26 protein-coding genes and 1 riboswitch are annotated in these 25303 nt (G+C 48.3%); of the genes, 16 read left to right on the top strand and 10 right to left on the bottom strand.

Going from position 1 to position 25303, the window contains the following annotated elements:
• The 4 genes from ACWJJ4_RS10645 to ACWJJ4_RS10660 form a co-directional block, all read right to left on the bottom strand.
• Positions 1 to 627 (bottom strand): pentapeptide repeat-containing protein, encoded by a 627-nt coding sequence (locus tag ACWJJ4_RS10645; protein ID WP_071392012.1) that lies wholly within the window; start codon positions 625 to 627, stop codon positions 1 to 3.
• Positions 628 to 825: 198 nt separating this feature from the next.
• On the bottom strand, positions 826 to 1266 hold the full coding sequence (locus tag ACWJJ4_RS10650) for a GNAT family N-acetyltransferase (RefSeq protein ID WP_007409151.1): 441 nt from the start codon (positions 1264 to 1266) through the stop codon (positions 826 to 828).
• An 81-nt stretch (positions 1267 to 1347) separates the two neighbouring features.
• The gene (locus ACWJJ4_RS10655; protein ID WP_046559476.1) at positions 1348 to 3189 is read right to left on the bottom strand and encodes a bifunctional homocysteine S-methyltransferase/methylenetetrahydrofolate reductase; all 1842 of its coding nucleotides are present in this window, start codon (positions 3187 to 3189) and stop codon (positions 1348 to 1350) included.
• An 89-nt stretch (positions 3190 to 3278) separates the two neighbouring features.
• A riboswitch (SAM riboswitch) is annotated at positions 3279 to 3401 on the bottom strand.
• Between the two features lie 100 nt (positions 3402 to 3501).
• Positions 3502 to 3993 carry a YajQ family cyclic di-GMP-binding protein gene (locus tag ACWJJ4_RS10660; RefSeq protein ID WP_012117263.1) on the bottom strand — a complete coding sequence of 164 codons (492 nt, stop codon included), beginning with the start codon at positions 3991 to 3993 and terminating at the stop codon, positions 3502 to 3504.
• 99 nt (positions 3994 to 4092) lie between these two features.
• Here ACWJJ4_RS10660 and ACWJJ4_RS10665 point away from each other — a divergent pair, with 99 nt between their 5' ends.
• The 3 genes from ACWJJ4_RS10665 to ACWJJ4_RS10675 all read left to right on the top strand — a co-directional run bounded on the left by ACWJJ4_RS10665 (position 4093) and on the right by ACWJJ4_RS10675 (position 7784).
• A complete protein-coding gene (locus ACWJJ4_RS10665) occupies positions 4093 to 4989 on the top strand; it encodes a CvfB family protein (RefSeq protein WP_196333667.1) in 897 nt (298 codons plus the stop codon).
• A 171-nt stretch (positions 4990 to 5160) separates the two neighbouring features.
• Positions 5161 to 6138, top strand: a complete 978-nt coding sequence (locus tag ACWJJ4_RS10670) for a BMP family lipoprotein (RefSeq protein WP_265210065.1) — start codon at positions 5161 to 5163, stop codon at positions 6136 to 6138.
• A complete protein-coding gene (locus ACWJJ4_RS10675) occupies positions 6135 to 7784 on the top strand; it encodes a methyl-accepting chemotaxis protein (protein WP_454021638.1) in 1650 nt (549 codons plus the stop codon). The genes ACWJJ4_RS10670 and ACWJJ4_RS10675 overlap by 4 nt, the downstream gene beginning before the upstream one ends.
• Positions 7785 to 7844: 60 nt before the next feature.
• On the opposite strand, the gene ACWJJ4_RS10680 is transcribed toward ACWJJ4_RS10675, so the two are convergent.
• Positions 7845 to 7967, bottom strand: coding sequence for a hypothetical protein (locus tag ACWJJ4_RS10680; RefSeq protein ID WP_003155105.1), 123 nt, complete (start codon positions 7965 to 7967; stop codon positions 7845 to 7847).
• A 48-nt stretch (positions 7968 to 8015) separates the two neighbouring features.
• Positions 8016 to 8867, bottom strand: coding sequence for a DegV family protein (locus ACWJJ4_RS10685; RefSeq protein WP_014304769.1), 852 nt, complete (start codon positions 8865 to 8867; stop codon positions 8016 to 8018).
• 124 nt (positions 8868 to 8991) lie between these two features.
• Here ACWJJ4_RS10685 and ACWJJ4_RS10690 point away from each other — a divergent pair, with 124 nt between their 5' ends.
• Together ACWJJ4_RS10690 and ACWJJ4_RS10695 are read left to right on the top strand one after the other, a co-directional pair.
• Positions 8992 to 9834: a YitT family protein gene (locus ACWJJ4_RS10690; protein WP_003155101.1), complete on the top strand. Its 843-nt coding sequence runs from the start codon at positions 8992 to 8994 to the stop codon at positions 9832 to 9834.
• A 14-nt stretch (positions 9835 to 9848) separates the two neighbouring features.
• Positions 9849 to 10310, top strand: a complete 462-nt coding sequence (locus ACWJJ4_RS10695) for a BsuPI-related putative proteinase inhibitor (protein WP_003155099.1) — start codon at positions 9849 to 9851, stop codon at positions 10308 to 10310.
• A 37-nt stretch (positions 10311 to 10347) separates the two neighbouring features.
• On the opposite strand, the gene ACWJJ4_RS10700 is transcribed toward ACWJJ4_RS10695, so the two are convergent.
• The 3 genes from ACWJJ4_RS10700 to ACWJJ4_RS10710 form a co-directional block, all read right to left on the bottom strand.
• On the bottom strand, positions 10348 to 10545 hold the full coding sequence (locus ACWJJ4_RS10700) for a DUF3813 domain-containing protein (protein WP_003155097.1): 198 nt from the start codon (positions 10543 to 10545) through the stop codon (positions 10348 to 10350).
• Positions 10545 to 10694: a hypothetical protein gene (locus ACWJJ4_RS10705; RefSeq protein ID WP_003155094.1), complete on the bottom strand. Its 150-nt coding sequence runs from the start codon at positions 10692 to 10694 to the stop codon at positions 10545 to 10547. The genes ACWJJ4_RS10700 and ACWJJ4_RS10705 overlap by 1 nt, the downstream gene beginning before the upstream one ends.
• 85 nt (positions 10695 to 10779) lie before the next feature.
• Positions 10780 to 11592: a Cof-type HAD-IIB family hydrolase gene (locus ACWJJ4_RS10710; RefSeq protein ID WP_039252027.1), complete on the bottom strand. Its 813-nt coding sequence runs from the start codon at positions 11590 to 11592 to the stop codon at positions 10780 to 10782.
• Positions 11593 to 11712: 120 nt separating this feature from the next.
• Between ACWJJ4_RS10710 and ACWJJ4_RS10715 the strand changes: the two genes are divergently transcribed.
• Entirely contained in the window at positions 11713 to 12480 is a 768-nt protein-coding gene (locus ACWJJ4_RS10715; RefSeq protein ID WP_007409140.1) for a prolyl oligopeptidase family serine peptidase, read from the top strand.
• A 62-nt stretch (positions 12481 to 12542) separates the two neighbouring features.
• Positions 12543 to 12851 carry a metal-sulfur cluster assembly factor gene (locus tag ACWJJ4_RS10720; RefSeq protein ID WP_003155088.1) on the top strand — a complete coding sequence of 103 codons (309 nt, stop codon included), beginning with the start codon at positions 12543 to 12545 and terminating at the stop codon, positions 12849 to 12851.
• Positions 12852 to 12958: 107 nt separating this feature from the next.
• On the opposite strand, the gene fosM is transcribed toward ACWJJ4_RS10720, so the two are convergent.
• Positions 12959 to 13381 (bottom strand): FosM family fosfomycin resistance protein, encoded by a 423-nt coding sequence (gene fosM, locus ACWJJ4_RS10725; RefSeq protein ID WP_070081612.1) that lies wholly within the window; start codon positions 13379 to 13381, stop codon positions 12959 to 12961.
• Positions 13382 to 13722: 341 nt separating this feature from the next.
• Between fosM and ACWJJ4_RS10730 the strand changes: the two genes are divergently transcribed.
• From ACWJJ4_RS10730 to argF, 9 genes are all read left to right on the top strand, one after another.
• The gene (locus ACWJJ4_RS10730) at positions 13723 to 15159 is read left to right on the top strand and encodes an FAD-binding oxidoreductase (RefSeq protein WP_003155084.1); all 1437 of its coding nucleotides are present in this window, start codon (positions 13723 to 13725) and stop codon (positions 15157 to 15159) included.
• Positions 15156 to 15698 (top strand): MFS transporter, encoded by a 543-nt coding sequence (locus ACWJJ4_RS10735; RefSeq protein ID WP_003155082.1) that lies wholly within the window; start codon positions 15156 to 15158, stop codon positions 15696 to 15698. Before ACWJJ4_RS10730 ends, ACWJJ4_RS10735 begins: the two co-directional genes overlap by 4 nt.
• Positions 15699 to 15864: 166 nt before the next feature.
• Complete coding sequence (argC, locus tag ACWJJ4_RS10740) at positions 15865 to 16902, top strand: N-acetyl-gamma-glutamyl-phosphate reductase (RefSeq protein ID WP_113766354.1); 1038 nt, start codon at positions 15865 to 15867, stop codon at positions 16900 to 16902.
• Positions 16903 to 16924: 22 nt separating this feature from the next.
• Entirely contained in the window at positions 16925 to 18142 is a 1218-nt protein-coding gene (argJ, locus tag ACWJJ4_RS10745; RefSeq protein WP_454021639.1) for a bifunctional ornithine acetyltransferase/N-acetylglutamate synthase, read from the top strand.
• Positions 18143 to 18156: 14 nt separating this feature from the next.
• On the top strand, positions 18157 to 18933 hold the full coding sequence (argB, locus tag ACWJJ4_RS10750) for an acetylglutamate kinase (protein ID WP_326233639.1): 777 nt from the start codon (positions 18157 to 18159) through the stop codon (positions 18931 to 18933).
• A complete protein-coding gene (locus tag ACWJJ4_RS10755; protein ID WP_454021640.1) occupies positions 18930 to 20087 on the top strand; it encodes an acetylornithine transaminase in 1158 nt (385 codons plus the stop codon). The genes argB and ACWJJ4_RS10755 overlap by 4 nt, the downstream gene beginning before the upstream one ends.
• A 68-nt stretch (positions 20088 to 20155) precedes the next feature.
• A complete protein-coding gene (locus ACWJJ4_RS10760) occupies positions 20156 to 21214 on the top strand; it encodes a carbamoyl phosphate synthase small subunit (RefSeq protein ID WP_077722049.1) in 1059 nt (352 codons plus the stop codon).
• Positions 21207 to 24302: a carbamoyl phosphate synthase large subunit gene (locus tag ACWJJ4_RS10765; RefSeq protein ID WP_326355092.1), complete on the top strand. Its 3096-nt coding sequence runs from the start codon at positions 21207 to 21209 to the stop codon at positions 24300 to 24302. The genes ACWJJ4_RS10760 and ACWJJ4_RS10765 overlap by 8 nt, the downstream gene beginning before the upstream one ends.
• Positions 24290 to 25261 carry an ornithine carbamoyltransferase gene (argF, locus tag ACWJJ4_RS10770; RefSeq protein ID WP_071391999.1) on the top strand — a complete coding sequence of 324 codons (972 nt, stop codon included), beginning with the start codon at positions 24290 to 24292 and terminating at the stop codon, positions 25259 to 25261. Before ACWJJ4_RS10765 ends, argF begins: the two co-directional genes overlap by 13 nt.
• The last annotated feature ends 42 nt before the right edge of the window (positions 25262 to 25303 follow it).

Genomic DNA, 25303 nt, shown 5'->3' on the forward strand with positions numbered 1-25303 from the left:
TCACGTCACAATGGCGCCGAGCGCTTCTGCGAATGTAACGGCATGCGCCGGAGAGATGCGGCATCCTTTCAGCTTATCAAGCGAGACATGCAGATGATCAAATGTGCACGTGCTGATATCCATATTAAAAAGAGACGTGCCGATGAAGTTTGCGCCGTTCAAATCACAGACGTCAAGATCTGTGTATTCAAGAACGGCATCATTCCACTCACTTTCTGAAAGGCCGCACGAGTCAAAACGGACATGCTTCATATTGGAATAGCTGAAGGAGCTGTAATTTGCGAGGCAGTCTTCAAACCGTACATGACGCATGGCGGAATCCGCCAGATTCAAGCCGAGAAGTTTTGAATGCTGAAACGCCGTTCTATGGATGATGCTTCCGCTGAAATCAGCGTTTGAGACATCGCATTTGTCAAACAGGACATCCGTACATTCCATATGTCTGAAAGAGATATCCGTAAAAACGATGTTTCTGAAAATGACTTTTTCGGCACGCAGGCCGTCCAGTTTGCCGTTTACGATGCCGTTTTCAATGATGACTTCTTTGAGCTCCTCATCCTGAAGCGCTTCAGTGAAAGAAAGCACCGGCAATTCTTTCGGGATTTTCGGTTTTTGGATCGTATTCATCTCATACTCCCTTTTCTAAACATAATAGCTGAAATCGGCAATTGGCAGATATCGCTTTCTGCCTGCCATCCTTGCTGTTGCGTAATGTACAAAGGGTATTAAAAAAGCGGGAGGGCGTCAATAGTGTCGCATATAAAAGCAGACGTGACATTCAAGGTAATACCCTTAGAGACATGTCCCCAAGGGCTTTTGTCTGTTTCAGGCGAGTTCTTTATACATGATCACATGCGGGCCGATGCCGGGTATGTCAAAGGGGCTGCCCGTGCTTTTCCAGCCGAGCTTTTCGTAATATCCCTTCACGTGGCATCTGGCGTTGCACCAGACAAGCGCAGCCCCCATATCTGCCAGTTTCCGTTCCGCATAGGCGATTAACGTGCTTCCCGCTTTTTGCGTCCGGTATTCTTCAAGCGTTGCCATGCCGCGCAGCTGGTAGGCGGGCGCCGCCTGTAAAGCCTGCTGGTTCTGCGGGTAGAAAGAAGCGATGCTGATCAATGTCCCGTCGTAAAAACCTCCGAGATGAAATGCTCCTTTGACGCTGTCCTGATCATATTTACAATCCTCAATCGTCTGATGGGGGCGCAGCACGCTGTGTCTGATGGCGTATGTGTCTTCTGCGGTGATGGGTTTTACTTCAACCATAAAAAATCCTCCTTTGTTTGATTCTTTTTCTGTATCGTACCATGAAAAAGCCGCCTGTCATATCAGGCGGCCTCTTCCGCGTCAATGCAAATATACATCAGCCCGCTTTTCATCCTTTTGCTTAATATAAGCTGCAAGCTCTGATGTCAAATCAGAACGGAGAAACGGGGTGATTAAATAAATTCCGTTAAACAGTTCGCACGCCGTGTCGAGAAGCGACTTGGCGATGGCGAGGCCTTCGGCTTTCTGCTTTTGCTTGTCTTCGCCGGCGAGCGCCATTTTTTCCCGGATGCTGTCTGACAGCTTAATGCCCGGGATCTCATGATGAATGAACTCTGCATTGCGGCTGCTCGTTAACGGCATAATTCCGATATACACCGGTGTTTTGAGGTGTTTCGTTTCATGATGAATGTCAATGAGCTGCTGCTCCGAGTAGACAGGCTGGGACACGAAGTAGTCAGCTCCGCACTCGATTTTTTTCTCCAGCCGTTTTACTGCTTTATCAAGATGGCGGACATTCGGATTAAATGCTCCGGCTACGGAAAAGTTCGTTTTCTTGCCGAGCGGTTTCCCTGATAAAGAAATGCCCTCGTTGAATTGCTTAATCAGCCTGATCAAGTCAAAGGACGTTAAATCATAGACGGAGGTAGCCCCCGGAAAGTCGCCGATTTTTGAAGGATCACCCGTGATGGCTAAAATGTCGGTAAGCCCGAGCGTATCCAGCCCCATTAAATGTGACTGAAGGCCGATGATGTTGCGGTCTCTGCATGTAATGTGAACGAGAGAACGGATATCAAGGCGCTCTTTCAGCAATGAACCGCAGGCGGCATTGCTGATCCGCGGTGTCGCCAATGAATTGTCGGCGAGCGTCAGCGCTTCTATGCCGGTTTCTTTTAATTCAGCCGCCGCTTGCAGAAATTTGTCAAAATTCAATTTTTTCGGCGGGTCAAGCTCTACGATAATTGACCGTTTTTGAGCGGCGATTTCGTTTAAACCCGGCTCGGTCCGTTCGTTCCGGACGGAGATGACTTCTTCTTCCCGTCTGATTTTCACTTCTTTATCAGTGACGGGAGAAAGTCCGCGGACCGCTTCAGCCATGGCTCTGATATGGTTTGGCGTCGTACCGCAGCAGCCGCCGATAATGCGCGCGCCCTGAGTGCGGAACTGTACGGCGCTCTCCCGGAAATAGGCATCGTCCGTATCATACACAAGCCGGCCTTCTTCTAAAGACGGAAGGCTGCTGTTCGGGTAGACCGATAAATAAGCGTCACGGAAAATCGGCACTTCGGTGAGCGCTTCAATCATGTGGTACGGGCCGAGCCGGCAATTGATTCCCGTTATGTCAGCGCCGAGATCGGCAATTGACCTGAGGGCTTCCCGAAGCGGCGTTCCGTCCTGCAGCACGCCCTGTTCGTGCATGGATACGTTCAGCATAATCGGAAGTTCCGTTTCTTTTCTCGCTATCTTCAGCACTTCGCGCGCCTCTTCTAAATCATAGTATGTTTCCAGGAGCAGACCGTCCGGCTCTTCGTGAAGCAATAAATAAAGCTGCTCCCGAAAGCTGCGTTTAATCTCCTCCAGGCTGTAGGCGTTTTTGTTAAAGGTGCGGATGCCGCCCATCGTTCCCAATACATAAGCGCCGTCTGAGGAAGCGCGCGCGATTCTGACCGCCTCCTGATTGATTTTTTTTGTTTCATCCTCAAGTCCGTATCTTGAGAGCTTAATAAAATTCGCGCCGTACGTATTTGTCTGGATGATGTCTGCCCCGGCTTCGACGTAAGCCTTATGTATCCGCTTGATTTCCTCGGGCTTTGATACGTTCAGTTCCTCAAAACATCTGTCAATGCCGTAGGAATAGAGGAGAGTGCCCATCGCGCCGTCCCCGATTAAAATCCGTTCTTTTAAGTCTTGTAATAGTCCCATTGTTTGCCTCCTTCGTCACATTCAGCAAGGAAAAAAGAGAAATAAAAAAAGTCTTCTTAAGAAGAAGACTTTGTAATCATTTGTCTCTCTTCTTATCTTCCAAGCTGTTTTTAGCTTGCTGGATTTAGCACCTTGGTCATGGTTTGGGTTAAACCATTACACCGGTTGCTGAAGCGTCGTCGGGCCAGTCCCTCGGCTTCTCTTGATAAGAACGTTCATATAATTGTCATGGGTTTCCAAAACTTAACTGTGAAAATCCCTTTCTCCAAATTTACCGAAAATAGAGACAATAATCAATAGGAATCACATAATTTATCTAAAATTAATAAATTGAACGTCAATCGGCAGGTCTGCCCCGCGGACGGCTGCAATAATCTGCTGCAGATCATCTTTATTTTTTCCGGTGACGCGCACTTGGTCGTCCTGAATCTGTGACTTGACCTTCAAGCCGGAGTTTTTAATCACAGCGTTGATTTTTTTGGCGTTGTCTTTATCAATGCCCTGTACAAGCTTCGCGCGCTGGCGCACCGTGCCCCCTGAGGCATTTTCGATTTTACCGTATTCAATGTTTTTCGTCGGCACGTCCCGTTTGATCAGCTTGCCGCTCAGCACATCTTTGAGCTGATTCAGTTTAAACTCGTCATCAGAAATCAGGACAAGTTCTTCCTTTTCTAAAGTTACATCGCTTTTCGATCCTTTAAAGTCATAGCGCGTGCCGATTTCTTTCAGCGTCATCTGAATCGCATTCTGCACTTCGGGAAATTCAACTTTGGATACAATATCAAAAGAACTTTCTTTTGCCATGAGAAAACCTCCTATAACATTTCACTTATGAGTTGATTATAGTAGAATAAAGAGAAATGTCCAACAGCATAAAGCATGAATTTATGCATATTGGAAAAAATGAGAAAAACATCAGCCTCATACGGGCGAATCAGGAAGGACGATAACATGAGACCAGGGCAGCAGCTCACGCTTAGTATAGATCACCAAACCGATTTCGGTTATTTTTTAACCGACGGCGAGGATACGGTTCTTTTACATAACAGTGAAATTACAGAGGATATTGAAGACAGAGATGAAGTGGACGTATTTATTTACGTCGATCATCAGGAAAGACTCGCGGCGACGATGAAAAAGCCGCTTATCAGCTTTTATGACTACGGATGGGTGGAAGTGACGGACGCTGTGGAGGATATGGGCGTATTCGTCGACGTCGGTCTGTCAAAAGACGCGCTCGTCGCAACGGAGCACCTGCCTCCGTACAAATCCGTCTGGCCGCAAAAAGGCGACAGACTGTATTGCATGCTGAAGGTGACAAGCCGCGGACGCATGTTTGCCAAGCCGGCGCCTGAGGATATCATCAGTGAATTATTTACGGATGCAGAGGAAGACGTCATGAATAAAGACCTGACAGGCACGGTGTACAGACTGATCGCATCAGGCTCTTTTCTGATAACCGATGAAGGCATCCGCGCGTTTATTCACCCTTCAGAAAGAAAAGAAGAGCCGAGACTCGGCAGCCGCGTGACGGGGCGTGTCATCGAGGTGAAGGAAGACGGCTCCGTCAACATGTCCCTGCTGCCGAGAAAGCAGGATGCGCTTTCGGTTGACGCGGAGGAGATTCTGACCTATCTGAGATCAAGAAACGGCGCGATGCCTTACGGAGACAAAAGCGATCCTGACGATATCCGCGAACGATTTCATTTAAGCAAAGCCGCCTTTAAGCGGGCGCTCGGGCACCTGATGAAAAACGGCAAAGTGTATCAGAAAGACGGCTGGACATACGAAAAACAATAAATTTTCTGCAAAAACATCGGTGAACCAAAACCGGTGTTTTTTATTTTCTCAAAAGCTCCTATATCCCTCATTTGTTTATCAACCTGCCGAACATACATATTTTATTGAAATAAAATATTCTGACATCCGAACCGATATATAACTATAGAAAAAAACAAAAGGAGAGTTTCAATGAGAAAAATGGCGATATTTGCGGCTGTACTGCTGCTTGCGCTCAGCACGGCGGGATGTGCCGGCAAATCCGAGGAGACGGCGGCCGAAAAAACGAAAACAATCGGCATCATGCTGACAGACAACGGCCTCGGCGACCAATCATTTAATGATTCAGGCTTTCAAGGTTTGATGAAAGCAAGAGACGAGCTCGGCATCACATTTGATTACAGAGAAATAAAAGACACCGGTACGTACGAAAAAGGACTGACCCAGCTTGTCCGGGAAGGCAATGATGTTGTTGTGGGGCTCGGTTACAGCATGCAGGCGGATTTAGAAAAGGTCGCCAAAAAATATCCGAAGCAGCGGTTTGTGCTGATTGATTCCGTATCAGACCTGGATAATGTCACCTCCGTCACGTTTAAAGAGGATGAAGGAAGCTTCTTAGCCGGAGCGCTGGCGGCTATGACGAGCAAAACCGGCACGATCGGATTTATCGGCGGTTCAGATGCCGATGTCATTAAACGGTTTAAGAAAGGCTATCTGAAAGGCGCGGAATCAGTCAAACCGAACATCCGCGTGCTGTCGGAAATCAGCGGTACGTTTGATGATGATAAGCTCGGGAAGCGCATCGCCCAAAACATGATCCGAAAAAAAGCCGATGTCCTGTTTACGGCGGCCGGCTTCACGGGTGTCGGCGCACTGAAAGAAGCGGAGGCGCGAAAAGTATACGCCATCGGTGTTGACAGCGATCAATATTACACCGCCGAGCACGCCGTTATCTCTTCTTTAGTGAAAAACGTCGACCATGTCATCTATGAATTGGCGAAAGATTTAAAAGACAACAAGGAGATCAAAAGCGGTGAGATCGTTTACGGACTGAAGGAAAACGGCATGGACTTAGCCAAGATCAGAGTTGTCAAAAACGCAGGCGGGCTGACGAAAAAGATCACGGATATGAAAAACAGTCTGATTGAAAAAGGAGGCGATCTGAAGTGACATTACGGACAAGGCTGCTCGTTAACGCAGCCGTTACGATGATTTGCTTCGCCGCCGTCATCGGCTTTACCATCGTAAACATGATGAAGATTCAGGCTTCAAATGAAGATGAAGTGGACACGCTGTTAAACGTCCAGGAAGCAAAAGCTGACCTTAATACGTTAAAAGAAAGCATCACCGGCTATTCCTATACGCTCGCAGACGCCCAGAAAGAAGATGTACGAAGCTATATGAAAAGCAGCTCAGACAAACTGGCGGCGCTCAAAAAAACGATGAGGGACGATGCGGACAAAGCCGCTTATGACAAACTCGCCAAAAAATACGAATCATGGCAGGCGGAGGCGGACGCTGCCCTTGATTCGAAAAGCCCGGCTGAAGCGACAAGGACGGCGGCCCGCATCAACGGTCTCCTGAATGATATTTATATGCTGAATCTGAAAAGCCGGGATCACTATGAAGACATGCAGAAGCAGACGGCTGACCAGATTCAGTTTATCGTTTACAGCGCAGCCGTGCTGACCATCGTGATACTTGCCGTCACCGTCATATCTTCCATCAGGCTGACGAAGAGAATTGCAGGGCCGATCCGCCGCATGGCTGAAAATGCCCGCCGTATTGCAGGAGGGAACCTTGCTGTTGAAATGCTTGATTATAAAGGGAAGGACGAACTGAAAGAGCTGAATGACTCATTCGGAATGATGGCTGAACAGCTCCGCACCTTAATTCAGGCGATCGGAGAAGTCGGCCGTGAAGTCGAGACTTTTGCGGAAGGTTTGACGAAGGAAAACCAGACGCTGAAGGACATGACCGAGCAGGTGTCCGTATCGACGGAAGAAATGGCGCAAGGCTCCCAAACCATTTCAGAAGATCTGCAGCATGCGGTGCAATTCATTGAACAAATGGATGATCATTCAAAGGCGAACGCCGAACGTTCAAAACAAACGACGAGAAGCAGCGAAGAGACGATTGCTGCGGTGGCTGCGGGGCGAGGTGCTTTAGCCGAGACCAAGCAAGCCATTGATAAAAGCAATGAGACATCAAAAGAGATTTCCGAAGCCGCCGATCTCTTCATAGAGCATGCGGCAGGCATCAGTATGATGGCGCAGACCGTTTCCGACATTGCGAACCAGACCAATCTGCTGTCCTTAAACGCCGCAATCGAGGCGGCCAGAGCAGGCGAGGCCGGAAAAGGATTTGCCGTCGTTGCCGAGGAGATAAGGAAGCTCGCAGACGGATCAGCCAAAGCGACCGCGCAGATTTTCGATATGGTAAAGCAAATTGAAGACGGCATCACATCCATTACCGGAGCTGTCACGACCGGCGTCGCTTTAGCGGACAGACAGCAGGAGCTGATGGAGAAAACGTCAGAATCATTCGCCCATATTGAACAAAAAGCCGCCCATATTAAGGCGGAGCTTACTCAATTGGACGGACGGATCATCGAATCGAAACAGCTTGGTGAGCAAGTGCTGCATCATGCCGAAAGCATCAGCGCCGTCGTTCAGGAAACGGCTGCAGGAAGCGAAGAGATTTCTGCCTCCGCGCTTGAGCAGCTGTCTTCTTTTCATAAAATGGCGGAAAGCGTCAATAATCTGGTGAGCCTGACAGAGCGGTTAAACGATCAGGTCCGCCGGTTTACTTTGTAACGGACATCCGTGCGCAAAAAACAGCCCTCTTTCTTCTAAGACAAGAGGGCTGTTTTGCTTTTACAGATGGTCCGGTTTTTTGGAATTCTGGTTTTTTCCCGCCTGCCGGTTTTTTTCGGCAAGCCGGTTCTTTTTCTGATTTACGGCGTTATTGTCCAACGGTTTTTTGTCATCATCTTTCATGCGGCAAAGCCTCCCTTCTGTCCGTTAGGATGCCCGCCCGCATTGAAATTATGGCTTCAGGAAAAAAATCGCGAGCGTGCCCGGCCCGGAGTGGGCGCCGATCGCAGAGCCGATTGAATGAAGAATGATCTCTTTCGGATGGAACGCTTCTTCAATCATTTCCTTCATCCCAATCGCCGTCTCTTCATTATCTGCATAGCTGATTCCCACGGTTTGATCCGCCCAATCGCCGCCTTCTTCCTTCATCATTTCTATAATCCGTTTAAACAGTTTCTTTTGTCCGCGCAATTTTTCGAGCGGCACGAGCCTGCCGTCATCCACATGCAGAATCGGTTTGATGTTCAAAAGCCCCCCGACAAAAGCGGACGTTTTTGAAATTCTGCCGCCCCGCGCGAGATAGGCGACGTCATCGACCGTAAATATATGTTTCATCCGTGCGCAAAAGTTCTTTACAGACGTTTCGATTTCTTGTATTGTATTCCCGTTAACACAGAGTGTTTGCGCGTGCATCACCGCGAGGCCGCATCCCAGTGAAGCGCATTTGGAATCTACAATCCGTAAATCAAAATCGGGAAATTCCTCTTTTACTTCATTGGCGATCATTACGGCCGTCTGATAGGTGCCGGAAAGACCTGAGGAAAAGGCGATGTATATCGCCGGTTCTCCCAGTTCCGCGTATTGTAAAAATACTTTTTTTATCGTATCCGGTGATGCCTGGGATGTTTTCGGAACTTTCCCGTCCCGCATCGCTTGAAAGATATGATCCGCCTGAATGGTGACCGCGTCCTCATATTCGTTTCCGTCAAGTGTTACGTGCAGCGGAATGAACCCGATCCGGTTTTCTTCAATATAAGATTTCGGCAGGTCAGAGGCGCTGTCAGCAATAAGGTGAACTGTCATCATAATTCCCTTCTTTCCGGTTGGTGAGAGTATGCCAACTATATCATATAAATTTGGCAAAATAGTGTTCAAAACTTTATTTTAAGGGAAAAGCTAATAATGAAAATGAGCGGAGGAGCAAGCCATGGTACTAGAACAAGTAAAAAAATTAGCAATCGTCGTCATCGGCGCGTTTCTGTATGCGGCGGGACTGAATTTATTCCTGATACCGGCGAATGTATATGCCAGCGGTTTTACCGGTGTCGCCCAGCTGCTGTCAAGCGTCGTTGATCAATACGCCCCCTTTTATATTTCGACAGGAGTTCTCATGTTCCTCTTAAACATTCCCATCGGTGTGTTAGGGTGGCTGAAAGTCGGCAGATCATTCACCGTATACAGCATATTAAGCGTAGCGCTGACGTCCGTCTTTATGGGGATTCTCCCGGAAATGAGACTGTCGCACGATATTCTTCTGAATACCGTATTCGGAGGAGTCATCTCAGCTATCGGCATCGGTTTAACGCTGAAATTCGGCGCTTCGACAGGCGGTCTTGATATCGTGTCGATGGTGCTGGCCAAATGGAAGGATAAACCGGTCGGCACATATTTCTTCATTTTGAACGGGATTATCATTTTGACGGCAGGATTATTGCAAGGATGGGAGAAAGCATTATATACCCTTGTCGCTCTGTATGTCACAACAAGGGTGATTGACGCCATTCACACCCGCCACATGAAACTGACCGCCATGATCGTTACAAAAAAAGCTGATGAAATCAAAGAAGCGATTTACGGGAAAATGGTCCGAGGCATTACGACGGTGCCGGCAAAAGGCGCTTACACAAACGAACAGAAAGAAATGATGATCATCGTCATCACGCGGTACGAATTGTATGACCTTGAGAAAATCGTGAAAGAAGTCGACCCGAAAGCCTTCACAAACATCGTGCAAACGACGGGGATCTTTGGTTTCTTCAGAAAAGACTGATAGGAGCGGATAGAATGAAGTGGCTGTTTGGCCTGTTATTACCGGTCATTTTATTGATCGGATGCAGCAGTCAATCCGGGCAGAAGGAGCCCGCTGAGGAGGTATCCGGAGAGATGAATGAACAGCAAGCGGAATTAGCCGTAAATCCTGTGCAGACGGATCAGCAGATCGAATTTCAAATGTCTTTAAAAAACAAAAGCGAAAGCCCGATCGATTTCACATTCAGCTCAGGGCAGAAATTCGAACTGACCGTACATGACCAACATCACAAAGAACTGTACCGCTATTCCAAAGACAAAATGTTTACTCAGGCGTTTCAGACCGTGACCTTAATGCCGAATGAAACGTATGACTTTTCAGATGTGTGGAAGAACGTGCCCGGTCCGGGAACATACACGGTGACGGTGACGTTTTTAGGGAAGTCCGATCAGATCGGAAAAAGACTGAAAACGGTAAAAACATTTGAAGTAAAATAAAAAAGCGGCGCCCTCATCTCAAACGGGGCGCCTTTTTTTATTGCAATTTCTCCAGCTGATCCTGAAATTGGTGCAGCTGCTGACGTTCTGCATCCGTCGAATTGGCGTACGCGGAAGACACGGCATTTTTGGCGCGTGAGACAGCTTTTTCCTGGTCGCCGTCCTCGAAACCGTTAGCAATCATGACGGCCTGCTGGACAAATGACTTGGCTTGAGAAAACAGTTCGTTTCTCATTAAAAGTCAACCTGCCTTTCAGCCGAATCTTTTGCTGCATCATGCTGTGCTTCCTCTAATGTAGACCGATATGGAAATCTTGCGTCATGAAGACTGACAGAGTCCTTGCCTTGCTGAATAAACCGTTTTGATTTGTTTCGTTTACCCATTGCAATGTCCCCCTTCCATATTTAGACGAGATGAGTCGTCTGTTTTAGTATGGGCGGAAGGCTTTTTGTTATGAGCGGGAAAACCTCACAGGGAGAAATAGGATTTTAAAAATTCGGCGATTCCGTCCGCTTCATTTGAACCCGTGACGCGATCGGCGGCCTGTTTGACTTCATCCGTGCCGTTTCCCATCGCTACGCCGCACCCGGCAAATCGGAGCATTTCAAGGTCGTTGTCTTCGTCGCCGAACGCGATGATCCGTTCTCTCGGCACTTGGTAATAGTCGCTGATTTTCTTCAGGCCGACCGCTTTATTCATCCCGTGTTTAATAATTTCAATCACATGCCAAGGAGCCGCCCATCTTCTGTGGTCAATGACCTCGGCGTGCACATCGGATAAATGCGCGCGTATGTCCGCGACGTCCTCTTCCTTCGCGTGAATCAATACGGACGTCACATCCTCTTTGACCGTTTCGCGCAGATCGCCGAATGTGACATTCGCCGTATTCATATGAAACGCCTCAATTAAATGCTCATCATGATAATGGAAGTACACATCATCAATGATCTCAGCGAGCACATTATGTATTTGGTAGGTCTCTGTAAGTTCGGCAAGCTGTCTGACCACATCGACAGATAAAGACGTGTGGTAGCGTCCCCATGACTCGTCTTTCGGGTGGTGGACAAACGCTCCGTTAAAATTGACAATCGGCGTTGTCAGCCCAAGCTCGTCATAATACATCGAACTGGAACGGAAAGGGCGGCCGGTTGAGATGCAGACATGATGGCCCGCTTCTTTCAGCGTCTGAATCGTCCGTGCCGTTTCAGGGGAAATGGTTTTATCATCTTTTAATAAGGTTCCATCCAGATCTAAGGCGATGAGGTAAGGTTTTGTCTCCATAAATAACTCCTTTTGTCATATAATTTGCTGTTTTTCTCTTATGTACAGTGTAGCTTTTTACCATCTTTATTGTCTACATGTTACACTTATGATTATGGTTATCCTAAGGAGGGAGTCAACGTGATTCTTATTGATCATCAAACCGTATCAGGCATTCCGTTTTTACATATTGTAAAAGAAGAAAATCGGGACCGTCCCGCTCCCCTTGTTTTCTTTATTCACGGTTTTACAAGCGCGAAGGAGCATAATCTTCATTTCGCTTACCTGCTTGCTGAAAAGGGTTTCAGAGCCGTGCTGCCGGAAGCTCTTTACCACGGTGAACGCGCTGAACAGCTGTCAGCAGAAGAGCTCGCCGTCCATTTTTGGGACATTGTCTTAAATGAAATCGAGGAGCTTGACGTGCTGAAAAAGGATTTTGAAGCGCGCGGTCTGATTGAAGACGGGCGGATCGGTCTTGCGGGCACCTCAATGGGCGGAATTACGACATTCGGCGCGATGGCCGCGTATGATTGGGTCAAAGCCGGCGTCAGTCTGATGGGAAGTCCGAACTATACGGCATTTTTTCAGCAGCAGATTGACCATATTCAAAAGCAGGACATCGACATTGACGTCACAAAAGAACAGGTCGATGAACTGTTTGCGCGGCTCAAACCGTTCGATCTCAGTCTGGAACCGGAAAAACTCCGCAGCCGCCCGCTGCTGTTCTGGCACGGCGTTCAAGACAAAGTCGTTCCGTATGCACCGACCCGCGGTTTTTATGAGACGATTAAACCTCATTACAGCAGCCGGCCCGACCATCTTCAGTTTCTGAAAGACGAACGGGCTGATCATAAAGTCCCGAGATACGCCGTTTTAGAAACCGTCGCCTGGTTCGATAAGCATTTATAAAGCACAAAGGTGTTAACAAAAGCCGCTTTTACGTTATACTGAGGAAAAAGGAGTGATGGAACGTGGAAGAAGCATTAAAAGAAAACATCATGGGCGCCTTGGAGCAGGTTGTTGACCCTGAGCTCGGCGTCGATATCGTCAATCTCGGCCTTGTATACGACGTTGATATGGATGACGACGGCCTGACGCACGTTACGATGACACTGACATCAATGGGGTGCCCGCTCGCTCCGATCATCGTCGACGAGGTGAAAAAAGCGCTCGCCGACATTCCGGATGTAAAAGAGACGGAAGTCCACATCGTCTGGAATCCGCCGTGGACAAGAGACAAAATGTCACGCTACGCAAAAATCGCATTAGGGATTCAGTAATAAGAAAATGCACCCCGGATTTTAGGTACATCCTAAAATCCGAGGTGCTTTTCTTTTGTCTGCATATAAGCGACAGTGAGGGCTTGTTTTGGATTGCAAACAAACCTTTATATATAAAATTTCATATGAGGTTTATCTTTTTTGTAATAGGACAGTCTGTCTTGGAGTGTACCTGTGTGGAATTCAAATTTATGTCCATCGGGATCAGTAAAATAAATTGACTTTTGATCTTGCTTATCCCTAGGACGCCCATTTAATATATTTACATTTAGATTTTTTAACCTTTGAAGTATTGCATCAAAATCTTTTGGGTCAATTGTAAAGGCCATATGCGTATAGGATTTATGTATTTCATTTCTTGGTATATCCGCCTCTAAGTTAAGTGCAAGCCAAAGCCCGTTCAGATCAAAATATGCTGTCTTTTGTCCTTTAACCAGGAGTTGTGCATGAAATACTTTCTCATAAAATTCTATAGATTTTTCCAAATCTGAAACAGAAAAAAGAAGATGATTGATCCCTTTTATGTTCATTTTCCCCACCTCATTTAACATCTTTGTTTTAAACAATCCCTTTGGTAATACATCTGCATATATATCGATTATATACTGACTAAAAATCATTTTTAGGGATTTCTGTGTATTTTTTATGCCCGGTGTTTTCCGGATGACCGTTTTGAACTGTACTAAACATGATTCTGCCGGGGCCCGTTTTGTCTGCTTTGTCGCTGCAGACCGGCGTGCGGAAAGAAGGGCAAGTCACTAAAAAAACCAAGTTTCCCGCCATTCGGGGGTTTTTGCGGTATCGGGTTAAAAAGGAAAAAAACGGACGGAGGCATGATATAATAGACCGGCTGCATGCGAGGGAGGAACCCATGAAGAAAAAATTACTTCTCATTATCCTTAGCATTCTTGTTTATACGGCGCTGTTCGCTGTTTCCGCCTTTCACAAAGAGCCGGAGGGGCAGGCAGGGACAATGACGGATGTCAGCCGTCTCATGCCCGTGAAAATTAAGCAGACGGTCAAAGGAAAAGAGAAAGAAACATTGGTCGAAACGATTAAGGAAGCAAAGAGAAAGCATTTGAAGATCTCAATCGCAGGCGCCCAGCACTCAATGGGCGGCCAGACGTATTATGAAGACGGTATCGTTCTCGACATGACGGGCTACAACAAAATACTCGGTCTCGACCGAAAGAAAAAAATCATCAGAGTGCAGGCGGGAGCGACGTGGAATGATATTCAGCGCTATGTCAATCCGTACGGGCTCGCGGTAAAAGTCATGCAATCGCAAAACATTTTTACGATCGGGGGCTCACTGAGTGCCAACGCCCACGGCCGGGATATCCGGTACGGTTCGCTGATTGATACGGTCAAATCGTTTCATCTTTTAAAGGCGGACGGCAAAGTCATCACCGTTACTCCGAAAGATGACCTGTTTTCAGCCGTCATCGGCGGCTACGGCCTGTTCGGCGTCATCCTTGACGCGGATATTGAGCTGACGGATGATGAGCTTTATGAAATGAAAACGAAACGCATGAACGCTGATACATACAGTCAATATTTTACGCAGCATGTTCAGCGCAACCCCGCCGTGCGCATGCATCTCGCGCGGATCGCAACAGGGGATAAAGGCTTTTTGCACGATATGTATGTGACTGATTACACACTCTCAGACAATCAGAAAGAATTAAAGCGGCACAATGAACTGAAAGAAGATGAGCATCCGGCGCTGACGAAATTCGCGCTCGGCCTCTCCCGCCGGTATGACTGGGGAAGAAATTGGTTCTGGTCAACCCAGCAGTCTTATTTTCTCAGTCAAAACGGCGTGAAAGTCTCCAGGAACAATGTCATGCGGTCAGAATCGAAATTTTTGGAATATGAAAACACGGACAACACCGACGTGCTTCAAGAATACTTCGTGCCCGTCGGCGAATTTGCGCCGTACATTCATGATTTACGCAAGACGCTGTCACATGAAGATCTCAATCTCGTAAATATTACGATCCGCTACGTGCAAAAAAATGAAAAAGCCGATCTGTCATACGCAAAGGAAGACATGTTTTCACTCGTTCTTTTAATCAATGAAGGGTTTTCAAAAGACAGCCAGGCGAGTGCAGCGCGGATTGTCAGAAAAATGACGGATACGGCGTTGCGCCACCGCGGCAGCTATTATCTGCCGTATATGCTGTATCAAACGAAAGAGCAGATGCGCGAGGCATATCCGAAAAGCGATATGTTCTTTCAGAAAAAACACAAATATGATCCCGATGACTTGTTTATGAATTATTTTTATCAGAGGTACAAATCATGAAACACAACCATTTAAAATGGCTGATCCTGTCTCAGAGCAGTGTCTTTTTTGCCGGCAGCCTGATCTTTCCGTTTTATATTTTATTTATTAAAAACATCGGTTCCAGCTACACGCAATTCGGTCTATCATACGGCTTGTTCGGCCTGAGCGGCGCATTGATTCATCCGCTGCTCGGCCGGCTGTCGGCAAGACTGGATCCCCGCTGGTTCCTGATGGCGAATTCGTGGGGGATGGCGGTGCTTCTTCTGACGCTCCCGCACATTACCGGCGTGCACCAGGTTTATGTGGTGCAGGTGCTTTTGGGCCTGTTCGGCGCCATGCAAAAACACGGCGAGAAAATCATGATCGCCGATTACACTGACGGCGGGGAGCGGGGGAAAAAAGTCGGCAGCTATCATTTCTGGACGGCCGTATTTTCAGCTGCCGCCATTATTCTCGGCGGGTTTCTCGCTGATTTCTTTACGGTTTATATTATTTTTTACGCCAGCTCCGTGCTGTTTTTTATAAGCGGGCTGATGATGCTGAAAAAAACAGGCTGATCCGATCAGCCTGTTTTTCTTATGAAACCCCCTTGATCGAGAGGGGGTTTTTTGTCAGCGAAAACCGATGGAAAATGAATGAAAAAATATTAAATATACAATTGAATTAATTTTTATTCATGTTATAATGTTAAATAATTTCACAAAAACCAAGAAGGTGAACCCGTTGAAAATAGGTATTATAGGCGCGACTGGTTATGGAGGCGCCGAACTTGTCAGGATTCTTAACCATCACCCTTATGCAGAAGATTGTATATTATATTCATCGAGCGACGAAGGAAAAGAATATGCCGCTTCATATCCGCATTTGAGGAATATAGCGTCACAATCACTTCAGCCGCTTCATATAGAAACGATTCGAAACGAAATTGATGTCATGTTTATAGCCGCGCCGCCCGGCGTTTCCGGAGAGTGGTCGCCCAAGCTGGCGGAGGCGGGCATCCCGGTCATTGATCTATCCGGCGATCTGCGGATTCAAAACCCGGCCGTGTATGAAAAGTGGTATAAGCGGAAGGCCGCGCCGAAAGGAACGATTCAAAGCGCGGTTTACGGTTTAGCCGAACTGCAAAAAGAAGAGATTCAGACTGCTAAGCTGATTGCCAATCCGGGATGTTTTCCGACGGCTGTGCTGCTCGGGCTCGCCCCGCTGGCGAAGAATAAGCTTTTACAAGATTCTTTTCTGATTGTTGATGCGAAAACAGGCGTATCCGGTGCCGGCCGAAAAGCATCCATGGGCACTCATTATTCTGAGCTGAATGATAATTTTAAAATTTATAAGGTTAATGAGCATCAGCATACTCCGGAAATTGAACAGCAATTAGCGGCTTGGCAGCCCGGCACAGGCCCGATCACGTTTTCCGCACATTTGGCGCCGATGACAAGGGGCATTATGGCGACAATGTATACCGACGCCCCTCCGGGTATGTCTGCTGCACAGGTAAGAGAATTGTATTCCGAATTCTACAAAGATTCATATTTTGTCAGAATCAGGCCGGAAGGTGAATTTCCGGCGACGAAAGAGGTATACGGCAGCAATTTTTGTGATATCAGTGTCACCGTGGATGAAAGAACAAACCGTGCCACCATCGTTTCTGTCATAGATAATCTGATGAAAGGCGCCGCAGGGCAGGCGGTTCAAAATTTAAATATCATGAATGGCTGGCAGGAAGAAACGGGACTTACGATGACGCCAGTCTATCCATAGAACGAAAGAGGGATTCGAAAATATGATTCAGCTGAGTGAGGAAATCACGAAAATAAAAGGCGGCGTATCTTCGCCGAAAGGGTTTGAGGCAAAGGGCGTGCACTGCGGTCTGCGCTATTCAAAAAAAGATCTCGGAGCGATTATCAGCGAAGCGCCTGCAGTCAGTGCGGCGGTATATACGCAGAGCCATTTTCAGGCAGCGCCCTTGAAAGTGACGCAAGAGAGCTTAAAAAAAGAGGCCGTGCTTCAGGCGGTTATCGTCAACAGCGCGATTGCCAACGCCTGTACGGGAGACCAAGGATTAAAGGACGCCTATGAAATGCGGGACGGCTTCGCGAGCCAGCTCGGCATTGAGCCGGAGCTTGTTGCGGTTTCGTCAACCGGGGTGATCGGCGAGCTTTTAGACATGAAAAAAATTCAGGCGGGCATTGAACAGCTCGGTCAAGCGCCGTCAGTGTCCGGAGCATTTGAAGAAGCCATTTTGACGACGGATACAGTGACGAAACAGACGTGTTATGAACTGGTGATCGGCGGAGACATCATCACGATCGGCGGAGCGGCGAAAGGCTCCGGCATGATCCACCCCAACATGGCGACAATGCTCGGCTTTGTCACAACGGACGCGGCCGTGGAAGAACAGTCGCTCAAAAACGCGATCAGAGAGATTACGGATGTTTCATTTAACCAAATCACCGTTGATGGAGAAACATCGACGAATGACATGGTGCTTGTGATGGCGAACGGCTGCGCGGGGAATGATTGCCTGACGGAGCAGCACCCTGACTGGCCGGCATTTAAAAAGGGGTTAAAGCTTGTATGCGAAGACCTTGCCAAAGATATTGCCAGAGACGGTGAAGGAGCGACGAAATTAATTGAAGCCAGAGTCGAAGGCGCGAAAAATAACCTTGAGGCGAATATTATCGCCAAAAAAATCGTCGGCTCAAGCCTTGTGAAGACCGCCGTTTACGGCACAGATGCCAACTGGGGGCGCATCATCGGCGCCATCGGGCACAGTGCGGCAAGCGTAACGGCCGAACAAGTGGAAGTTTTCCTCGGCGGTCAGTGTCTGTTTAAACACAACGAACCTCAGCCGTTTTCGGAAACTGATGCCAAGGAGTACTTATCAGGTGATGAAATTACGATTGCAGTCCGCCTGCAGGAAGGCTCCGGCAGCGGCCGGGCATGGGGCTGTGACTTAACCTATGATTATATCAAAATCAATGCGAGCTATCGCACATAGCAAAGGGGAGCGGCATGAAGAAAACCATCGTTTTTAAGTGCGGCGGCAGTGTAATCCGCGAGTTATCCGCCGATTTTTTTCAAAATGTAAAAGAGCTTATGCAATCGGGCTGGAACCTTGCCGTCGTGCATGGAGGAGGCCCGGACATTTCAAGAATGCTGAAAACATTGCAGATTGAAACGGAATTTGTCGATGGACAGCGGAAAACGACCAAACCGGTGCTGGAAACAGCGGAAATGGTCTTGTCAGGGACGATCAATAAATTTTTCGTAACCGAACTCGCGAAAAACGGGCTGAAAGCCGCGGGAATATCAGGAAAGGACGGCGGTCTCCTTCAAGCGTCTTACCTTAATCAAGACAAATACGGAGAAGTCGGCGAAATACAAAAAACCGATCCGTCAATCATCCACGCATTAATGAAAGAAGGCATCATTCCCGTTATCGCTCCGCTTTCCATGACAAGTGATTTCGAAACGCTGAACGTCAACGCAGACGCCGCGGCATCGGCCGTCGCTTCAGCCTTACACGCCGATAAACTTTTATTTGTCACGGATGTCGAAGGAATTATGGACGGAGAGAACAGGCTGGATACTTTGACGCCGCAAGAAATTCAGGCCCTCATCGATGACGGCGTAATTTCAGGGGGGATGATTCCGAAGGTAAACTCGGCATTATCGGCACTGAGTGAAGATGTCGAGGAAGTGATGATCGTAAACGGAAAAGGAGCGTTTTTCACCAATCAAGTCTTCCGAGGAACAAAAATCGTCAAAGAAAAGGAGAGCGTGTCATGAGCAGCCTATTTCAAACCTACAGCCGCTGGCCTATCGATATTAAAAAAGCGAAAGGGACAATCGCAGAGGATGAAAACGGAAAAACGTATCTCGATTTTATTCAGGGCATCGCCGTTTCCAATCTCGGCCATTGTCATGATGCGGTGACAGAAGCGGTGAAAGAACAGCTTGACAGCGTATGGCACGTTTCCAATCTGTTTGAAAATGATCTTCAGGAAAAAGCCGCGGCAAAGCTTGCCGGACATAGCGAGGGGGATCTCGTTTTCTTCTGCAACAGCGGAGCCGAAGCGAATGAAGGCGCCATTAAACTTGCCCGTAAAGCAACGGGAAAGACAAAAATCGTAACATTCCATCAATCCTTTCACGGACGGACCTATGCGGGGATGGCCGCCACCGGACAAGACAAAATCAAGACCGGTTTCGGACCGATGCTTCAAGGCTTTCACTATCTTCCGTTCAATGATCCGTCGGCATTCAGCTCGCTTTCAAAAGAGGATGATATCGCCGCCGTCATGCTTGAGACGGTGCAGGGAGAAGGGGGAGTCAATCCCGCCGATCGGGAATTCATCGAAGCCTTACAGACATTTTGCAAAGACAAACAGGCGCTGCTTATCGCAGACGAGATTCAAACCGGAATCGGCCGGACGGGCAAGGCATTCGGCTATGAGCATTTCGGCATTTCCCCGGACATTATCACTGCTGCGAAAGGGCTTGGAAACGGTTTTCCCGTCGGAGCCGTGATCGGCAAAAAGAAGCTTGGCGACGCCTTTACGCCGGGTACGCATGGTACGACTTTCGGCGGCAATAAGCTCGCCATGGCAGCTGTGAAAGCAACTTTGGACATTGTGTTTCAGCCGGACTTTCTCCAGGCGGCGGCAGACAAAGGCTCTTTTTTAAAAGCGCAGCTGAACCGTGAACTGACAGGGCCTTTTGTAAAAGAAATCCGCGGAAAAGGGTTATTAATCGGCATTGAATGCGCAGGTCCCGTGTCCGGCATCATCGGAGATCTGCAGGAACGCGGGCTTCTCGTGCTTCCGGCCGGACCGAATGTCATCAGGCTGCTCCCGCCGCTTACGGTTTCTGAAGAAGAAATGCTGTCGGCCGTCAGTATGCTGAAAGCAGCGATCGAAGCGCATTCGGCAGTGAAACGGTAATTTTTTTCGATATAAAGGTATAAAAATTCATATTTTTAATTAATTAATCATCAAGAGGTGGGCTTTAGATGAAAGGCTATTTAGTATTGGAAGACGGAACATCATTCGGCGGTGAACTTGAAAAAGAGGCCCGCTGTGTTGGCGAAGCTGTTTTTTTCACCGGAATGACGGGCTATCAGGAAGTGCTTACAGACCCGTCATATAAGGGTCAGATCATCGTCTTTACGTATCCGCTGATCGGAAACTACGGAATTAATGAAAAAGACCTTGAAAGTAAAATTCCACAAGTCAAGGCTGTTGCCGTCTATGAAGCGTGTGAACATTTTTCTCACCATGAAGCAGTCTCAAGCTTGAGAGAGTATTTAAATAAATGGAACATCCCGCTCTTAACCGAAGTGGACACACGGGCCGTCGTCAAAGCCATCCGCTCCGGCGGCACGATGAACGCTGCTGTGTCAACAGCAGGAGAAATTCCCGCAGCATCCGGAACACAAAATCCGGCGGAGCTGGCGCAGTCTGAAGACATCACTTCAATGGGGAACGGAGACCGGCATATTGCGCTGATTGATTTCGGTTATAAAAAATCAATCGCCTCGTCACTTGTAAAGCGCGGCTGTAAAGTAACGGTCATTCCGTATCAGCAGATGGATGCCGTTTATGACATTCAGCCTGACGGAATCGTGCTCTCAAACGGCCCGGGCGACCCGAAAGCGATTGCGCCGTACATGAACCGGATTACATCTTTACTCAGTGATTTCCCTGCACTCGGCATTTGCCTCGGGCATCAGCTGATTGCCCTGGCTTTCGGAGGAAATACGTATAAGCTGCCGTTCGGCCACAGGGGTGCCAACCATCCCGTCATTGACCGGAAAACGAAACGGGTGTTTATGACAAGCCAGAACCACAGCTATGTCGTCGATGAAGCGTCAATTGACGAAAACGAACTATCGATCAGATTTCATCATGTCAATGATACATCAGTGGAAGGGCTCATTCATAAGCGCCTTCCCGTATTAAGCGTCCAGTTCCACCCTGAAGCTCACCCCGGACCGGCTGAGAGCGAGTGGATATTTGATGAATTTCTAGAGAAAGTGATACCAGCAAGGAGAGAAATCGCTCATGCCTAAAGATACAACCATTTCCAGCATATTAGTCATCGGCTCCGGCCCCATCATCATCGGCCAGGCGGCAGAATTTGATTATTCAGGAACGCAGGGCTGCATGGCTCTGAAAGAAGAAGGATACCGCGTTATTCTAGTCAATAACAACCCGGCAACAATTATGACGGATGAGGCGTTTGCCGATGAAATATATTTTGAACCGCTCACAACCGACAGCATCGAGGCCATTATTGAAAAAGAAAAACCCGACGGTCTGCTTGCCAATTTGGGCGGCCAGACGGCATTGAATTTAGCCGTTAAGCTTGAAGAAGCAGGCGTGCTGAAGAAGCATCACGTCAAGCTCTTAGGAACATCGGTGGAAACCATTCAAAAAGGCGAAGACCGGGAGCAGTTCCGCGCTCTGATGAAAGAGCTCGACCAGCCCGTTCCGGAAAGCGAAATCGTCGATAACGAAGAAGACGCCCTCCGCTTCGCTGAGTCTATCGGATTTCCGGTTATTCTGAGACCGGCGTACACGTTAGGCGGAAAGGGAGGCGGAATCGCGAAAACGAAAGAAGCGTTTCAGACGCTTATTAAACAGGCGCTGTTAGCAAGCCCGATCAGCCAATGCCTCGTCGAAAAAAGCATCGCCGGATTTAAAGAAATCGAATATGAGGTCATGCGCGACAGCAATCATACATGCATCACCGTCTGCAATATGGAAAACATCGATCCCGTCGGCGTGCATACAGGAGACTCTATCGTCGTCGCACCGTCCCAGACGTTAACGGATGAAGAATATCAGATGCTGCGTTCCGCAAGCCTGGCGATTATTTCGGCGCTGGATGTGGTCGGCGGCTGCAACATTCAATTTGCGCTGGATCCGTTCAGCAAACAGTACTATGTCATTGAAGTGAACCCGCGTGTCAGCCGTTCATCGGCCCTCGCGTCAAAAGCAACCGGCTACCCGATTGCCAAAATGGCGGCGAAACTTGCCGTCGGTTATACGCTCGACGAACTGAAAAATCCGCTGACGGGCTCTACTTATGCAAGCTTTGAACCGGCGCTTGATTATGTCATCGTCAAATTCCCGCGCTGGCCGTTTGATAAATTTAAACATGCCGACCGCACGCTCGGAACGAAGATGAAAGCGACGGGAGAGGTCATGGCGATCGAAAGAAATATGGAAGCGGCCATTCAAAAAGCGGCGGCCTCCCTTGAGCTGAAAACGATCGGCACCCGCCTGCCTGAACTCGGCGGCTGTACGATCAATCAGCTGTGGGAATTAGCGGTAACGCCGGATGACCGGAGATTTTTCGTCGTCATGGAACTGTTAAGCCGCGGTGAAACGATAGAAGATATCCATGCCAAAACGAAAATTGACCCGTTTTTTCTCCATGTATTCCGAAATATCATCACATTGGAAAACAAGCTGATGGAAGAAGGGGATCATCTGTCTGTCCCGCTTTTAAAGCAGGCGAAGGTAAAAGGCTTCACGGATGTCATGATCGCATCTCTCACGGGAAAAACGGAAGAAGACATCCGTGCTCTCAGAAAGAAATCAGGCATCGTCCCGTCGTTTAAAATCGTAGATACATGCGCCGCTGAATTTGATGCCAAGACGAATTATTTCTACTCCACCTACCTTGGGGAAAGCGACGGAGATGTCAGCCGAAAAGAGAAAAAACGCGCACTCATCATCGGCTCAGGCCCGATCCGCATCGGTCAGGGAGTGGAATTTGATTACAGCGCCGTCCACGGCGTCCTGACCCTGCAAAAGCTGGGATATGAAACGATTATGATCAATAACAATCCGGAAACAGTAAGCACGGATTATGAAATCGCCGACCGGCTTTATTTTGAACCGCTGACGACAGAACATATTTTAAACGTGGCGGAACATGAAAACATTGATTTTGCCATCGTCCAGTTTGGGGGACAGACCGCGATCAATGCCGCTGAACCGCTGGAAAAAGCGGGCATTCCGCTGCTCGGAACATCCTTTGAAACCCTTGATGCGCTGGAGGATCGGGATCTGTTTTATCAGCTGCTTGATGATCTTGATCTTAAACATGCCAAAGGCGAAACCGCTTATTCAAAAGAAGAAGCAACGGAAAAAGCAAGCCGGATCGGCTACCCCGTGCTGATCCGTCCGTCTTATGTCATCGGGGGGATGGGCATGATCGTCGTTCATTCAGAAGCGCAAATGTCAGAGCTACTGGAAAAAGAAGCGGGCATGCCGTACCCGATTTTGATTGATCAGTACATTACAGGAAAAGAATTGGAGATCGATCTGATTTCCGACGGACATGAAGTATTCGTGCCGACTTACACAGAGCACATTGAACGGGCCGGCGTCCATTCGGGCGACAGTTTTGCGATTCTTCCGGGTCCGTCTGTCACACCTGATATGCAGCGGAATATAAAAGAGGCCGCCGAAAAAATCGCGGTAAAACTGGCTTTTAAAGGCATTATGAACATTCAGTTTGTCATTGATGACAAAGGGGATATTCTCGTTCTTGAAGTGAATCCCCGGGCAAGCCGCACGGTTCCTGTCGTGTCTAAGGTGATGGGGGTGCCGATGATCCCGCTTGCCGCCAGATTGCTGGCCGGCGCTTCCCTTAAAGACATCAAGCCCGAGGTTCAAAATCAGCACGGAACTGCAGTGAAATTCCCGGTTTTTTCTTCTCACGCCATTCAGGATGTGGACGTAAAGCCCGGGCCGGAAATGAAGTCGACCGGAGAAGGCATGTGTGTCGCGTTTGACGCAGAAAGCGCACTGAAAAAAATCTACGCGCACGTCTGGGAGAAAAAAGGCAGCATCTATCTGGAAGGCTGTGATGCGGAATTGGAACGTCAGGCTCAAGAGGCGGGATTTACCGTATGCAAAGATGCGTTCCCGGCATGGGCAGAGCGAAAGGATAAAGCGGTCCATATTAATTTCAATCACTCTGAAGAAGCGCGTAAACAACGGATCGAAGCCATGACGCACGGTGTGACGGTCTTTACTGAACCGGAAACCGTAAAGGCATTTTTAGCAAGCGGCTCCGGCAAACCTCAGCCTGTATCGCTCAAAGATCTTTATCAAAAGGAAGTGGCATCATGCACACAATAAAAGCGGAACACACATTAACCCATTTGTACGGCAAAGATTTTCTTTCATTAAAAGATATCAGCCCGTCAGACATCAATGCGCTTTTGACAGAAGCTTCATTATTAAAACAACATCCGATACAGCCGATTTTCCAAGGGAAAACATTGGCGATGATTTTTGAAAAATCTTCAACCCGCACACGTGTGTCTTTTGAAGCGGGAATGGCCCAGCTCGGAGGAACGGGACTATTTCTTTCAAGCAGCGACCTGCAGCTTGGGCGGGGGGAGACGGTCGCGGATACGGCGAAGGTGCTGTCCGGCTTCGTTGATGCCATTATGATCCGCACCTTTGAGCATGAAAAAGTCGAAGAGCTTGCCGAGCATGCTGATATTCCCGTCATAAACGGGCTGACCGACCGGTATCACCCGTGTCAGGCACTCGCGGATCTGTTAACGATACAAGAAATAAAAGGAAAATTAAAAGGAGTAAAAGTCGCCTATATCGGTGACGGAAATAATGTCGCGCATTCACTTATGATCGGCTGCGCAAAAATGGGCTGTGACATTGCGGTTGCTTCGCCGAAAGGCTATGAAGCAGAGGAAGAGGCGGTGAATGCCGCGAGAGAAGCGGCGGCTGTTTCCGGAGCGAAAATCACCCTTACCGAAAATCCGCAGGAAGCGGTGCGGGATGCAGACGTGATTTACTCTGACGTCTTCACGAGCATGGGGCAGGAGGAAGAGACGCAGCAGCGGCTGAATGTGTTTGCACCGTATCAAGTCAACGCCTCACTCGTCAGTCTCGCCAAACCCGACTATACATTTTTGCATTGCCTGCCGGCGCATCGGGAAGAAGAGGTCACGTCCGAGATTATCGACGGTCCGAACTCGGCGGTATTCCAGCAGGCGGAAAACCGGCTTCACGCGCAAAAAGCGCTCCTGAAAGCTCTTCTTTACAAACAGGATGAACAAAAAAACCGCTGAATCTCATTCAGCGGTTTTTGATATTTCTCCGCATACAAGCGC

This window comes from Bacillus sp. JK62 (assembly GCF_053663455.1).

Excerpts from the sequence above, each read along its gene's own strand:
- ACWJJ4_RS10730 (WP_003155084.1), top strand. The coding sequence starts at position 13,723 with ATGAAGAAAAAATTACTTCTCATTATCCTTAGCATTCTTGTTTATACG.
- ACWJJ4_RS10680 (WP_003155105.1), bottom strand. The coding sequence starts at position 7,967 with ATGAAAGATGATGACAAAAAACCGTTGGACAATAACGCCGTAAATCAG.
- ACWJJ4_RS10690 (WP_003155101.1), top strand. The coding sequence starts at position 8,992 with ATGGTACTAGAACAAGTAAAAAAATTAGCAATCGTCGTCATCGGCGCG.
- ACWJJ4_RS10650 (WP_007409151.1), bottom strand. The coding sequence starts at position 1,266 with ATGGTTGAAGTAAAACCCATCACCGCAGAAGACACATACGCCATCAGA.
- ACWJJ4_RS10685 (WP_014304769.1), bottom strand. The coding sequence starts at position 8,867 with ATGACAGTTCACCTTATTGCTGACAGCGCCTCTGACCTGCCGAAATCT.
- ACWJJ4_RS10660 (WP_012117263.1), bottom strand. The coding sequence starts at position 3,993 with ATGGCAAAAGAAAGTTCTTTTGATATTGTATCCAAAGTTGAATTTCCC.
- ACWJJ4_RS10655 (WP_046559476.1), bottom strand. The coding sequence starts at position 3,189 with ATGGGACTATTACAAGACTTAAAAGAACGGATTTTAATCGGGGACGGC.
- ACWJJ4_RS10645 (WP_071392012.1), bottom strand. The coding sequence starts at position 627 with ATGAATACGATCCAAAAACCGAAAATCCCGAAAGAATTGCCGGTGCTT.
- ACWJJ4_RS10670 (WP_265210065.1), top strand. The coding sequence starts at position 5,161 with ATGAGAAAAATGGCGATATTTGCGGCTGTACTGCTGCTTGCGCTCAGC.
- ACWJJ4_RS10700 (WP_003155097.1), bottom strand. The coding sequence starts at position 10,545 with ATGAGAAACGAACTGTTTTCTCAAGCCAAGTCATTTGTCCAGCAGGCC.
- ACWJJ4_RS10735 (WP_003155082.1), top strand. The coding sequence starts at position 15,156 with ATGAAACACAACCATTTAAAATGGCTGATCCTGTCTCAGAGCAGTGTC.
- argJ (WP_454021639.1), top strand. The coding sequence starts at position 16,925 with ATGATTCAGCTGAGTGAGGAAATCACGAAAATAAAAGGCGGCGTATCT.
- ACWJJ4_RS10760 (WP_077722049.1), top strand. The coding sequence starts at position 20,156 with ATGAAAGGCTATTTAGTATTGGAAGACGGAACATCATTCGGCGGTGAA.
- ACWJJ4_RS10705 (WP_003155094.1), bottom strand. The coding sequence starts at position 10,694 with ATGGGTAAACGAAACAAATCAAAACGGTTTATTCAGCAAGGCAAGGAC.
- ACWJJ4_RS10710 (WP_039252027.1), bottom strand. The coding sequence starts at position 11,592 with ATGGAGACAAAACCTTACCTCATCGCCTTAGATCTGGATGGAACCTTA.
- ACWJJ4_RS10755 (WP_454021640.1), top strand. The coding sequence starts at position 18,930 with ATGAGCAGCCTATTTCAAACCTACAGCCGCTGGCCTATCGATATTAAA.
- ACWJJ4_RS10765 (WP_326355092.1), top strand. The coding sequence starts at position 21,207 with ATGCCTAAAGATACAACCATTTCCAGCATATTAGTCATCGGCTCCGGC.
- ACWJJ4_RS10665 (WP_196333667.1), top strand. The coding sequence starts at position 4,093 with ATGAGAAAAACATCAGCCTCATACGGGCGAATCAGGAAGGACGATAAC.
- fosM (WP_070081612.1), bottom strand. The coding sequence starts at position 13,381 with ATGAACATAAAAGGGATCAATCATCTTCTTTTTTCTGTTTCAGATTTG.
- argB (WP_326233639.1), top strand. The coding sequence starts at position 18,157 with ATGAAGAAAACCATCGTTTTTAAGTGCGGCGGCAGTGTAATCCGCGAG.
- argF (WP_071391999.1), top strand. The coding sequence starts at position 24,290 with ATGCACACAATAAAAGCGGAACACACATTAACCCATTTGTACGGCAAA.
- ACWJJ4_RS10695 (WP_003155099.1), top strand. The coding sequence starts at position 9,849 with ATGAAGTGGCTGTTTGGCCTGTTATTACCGGTCATTTTATTGATCGGA.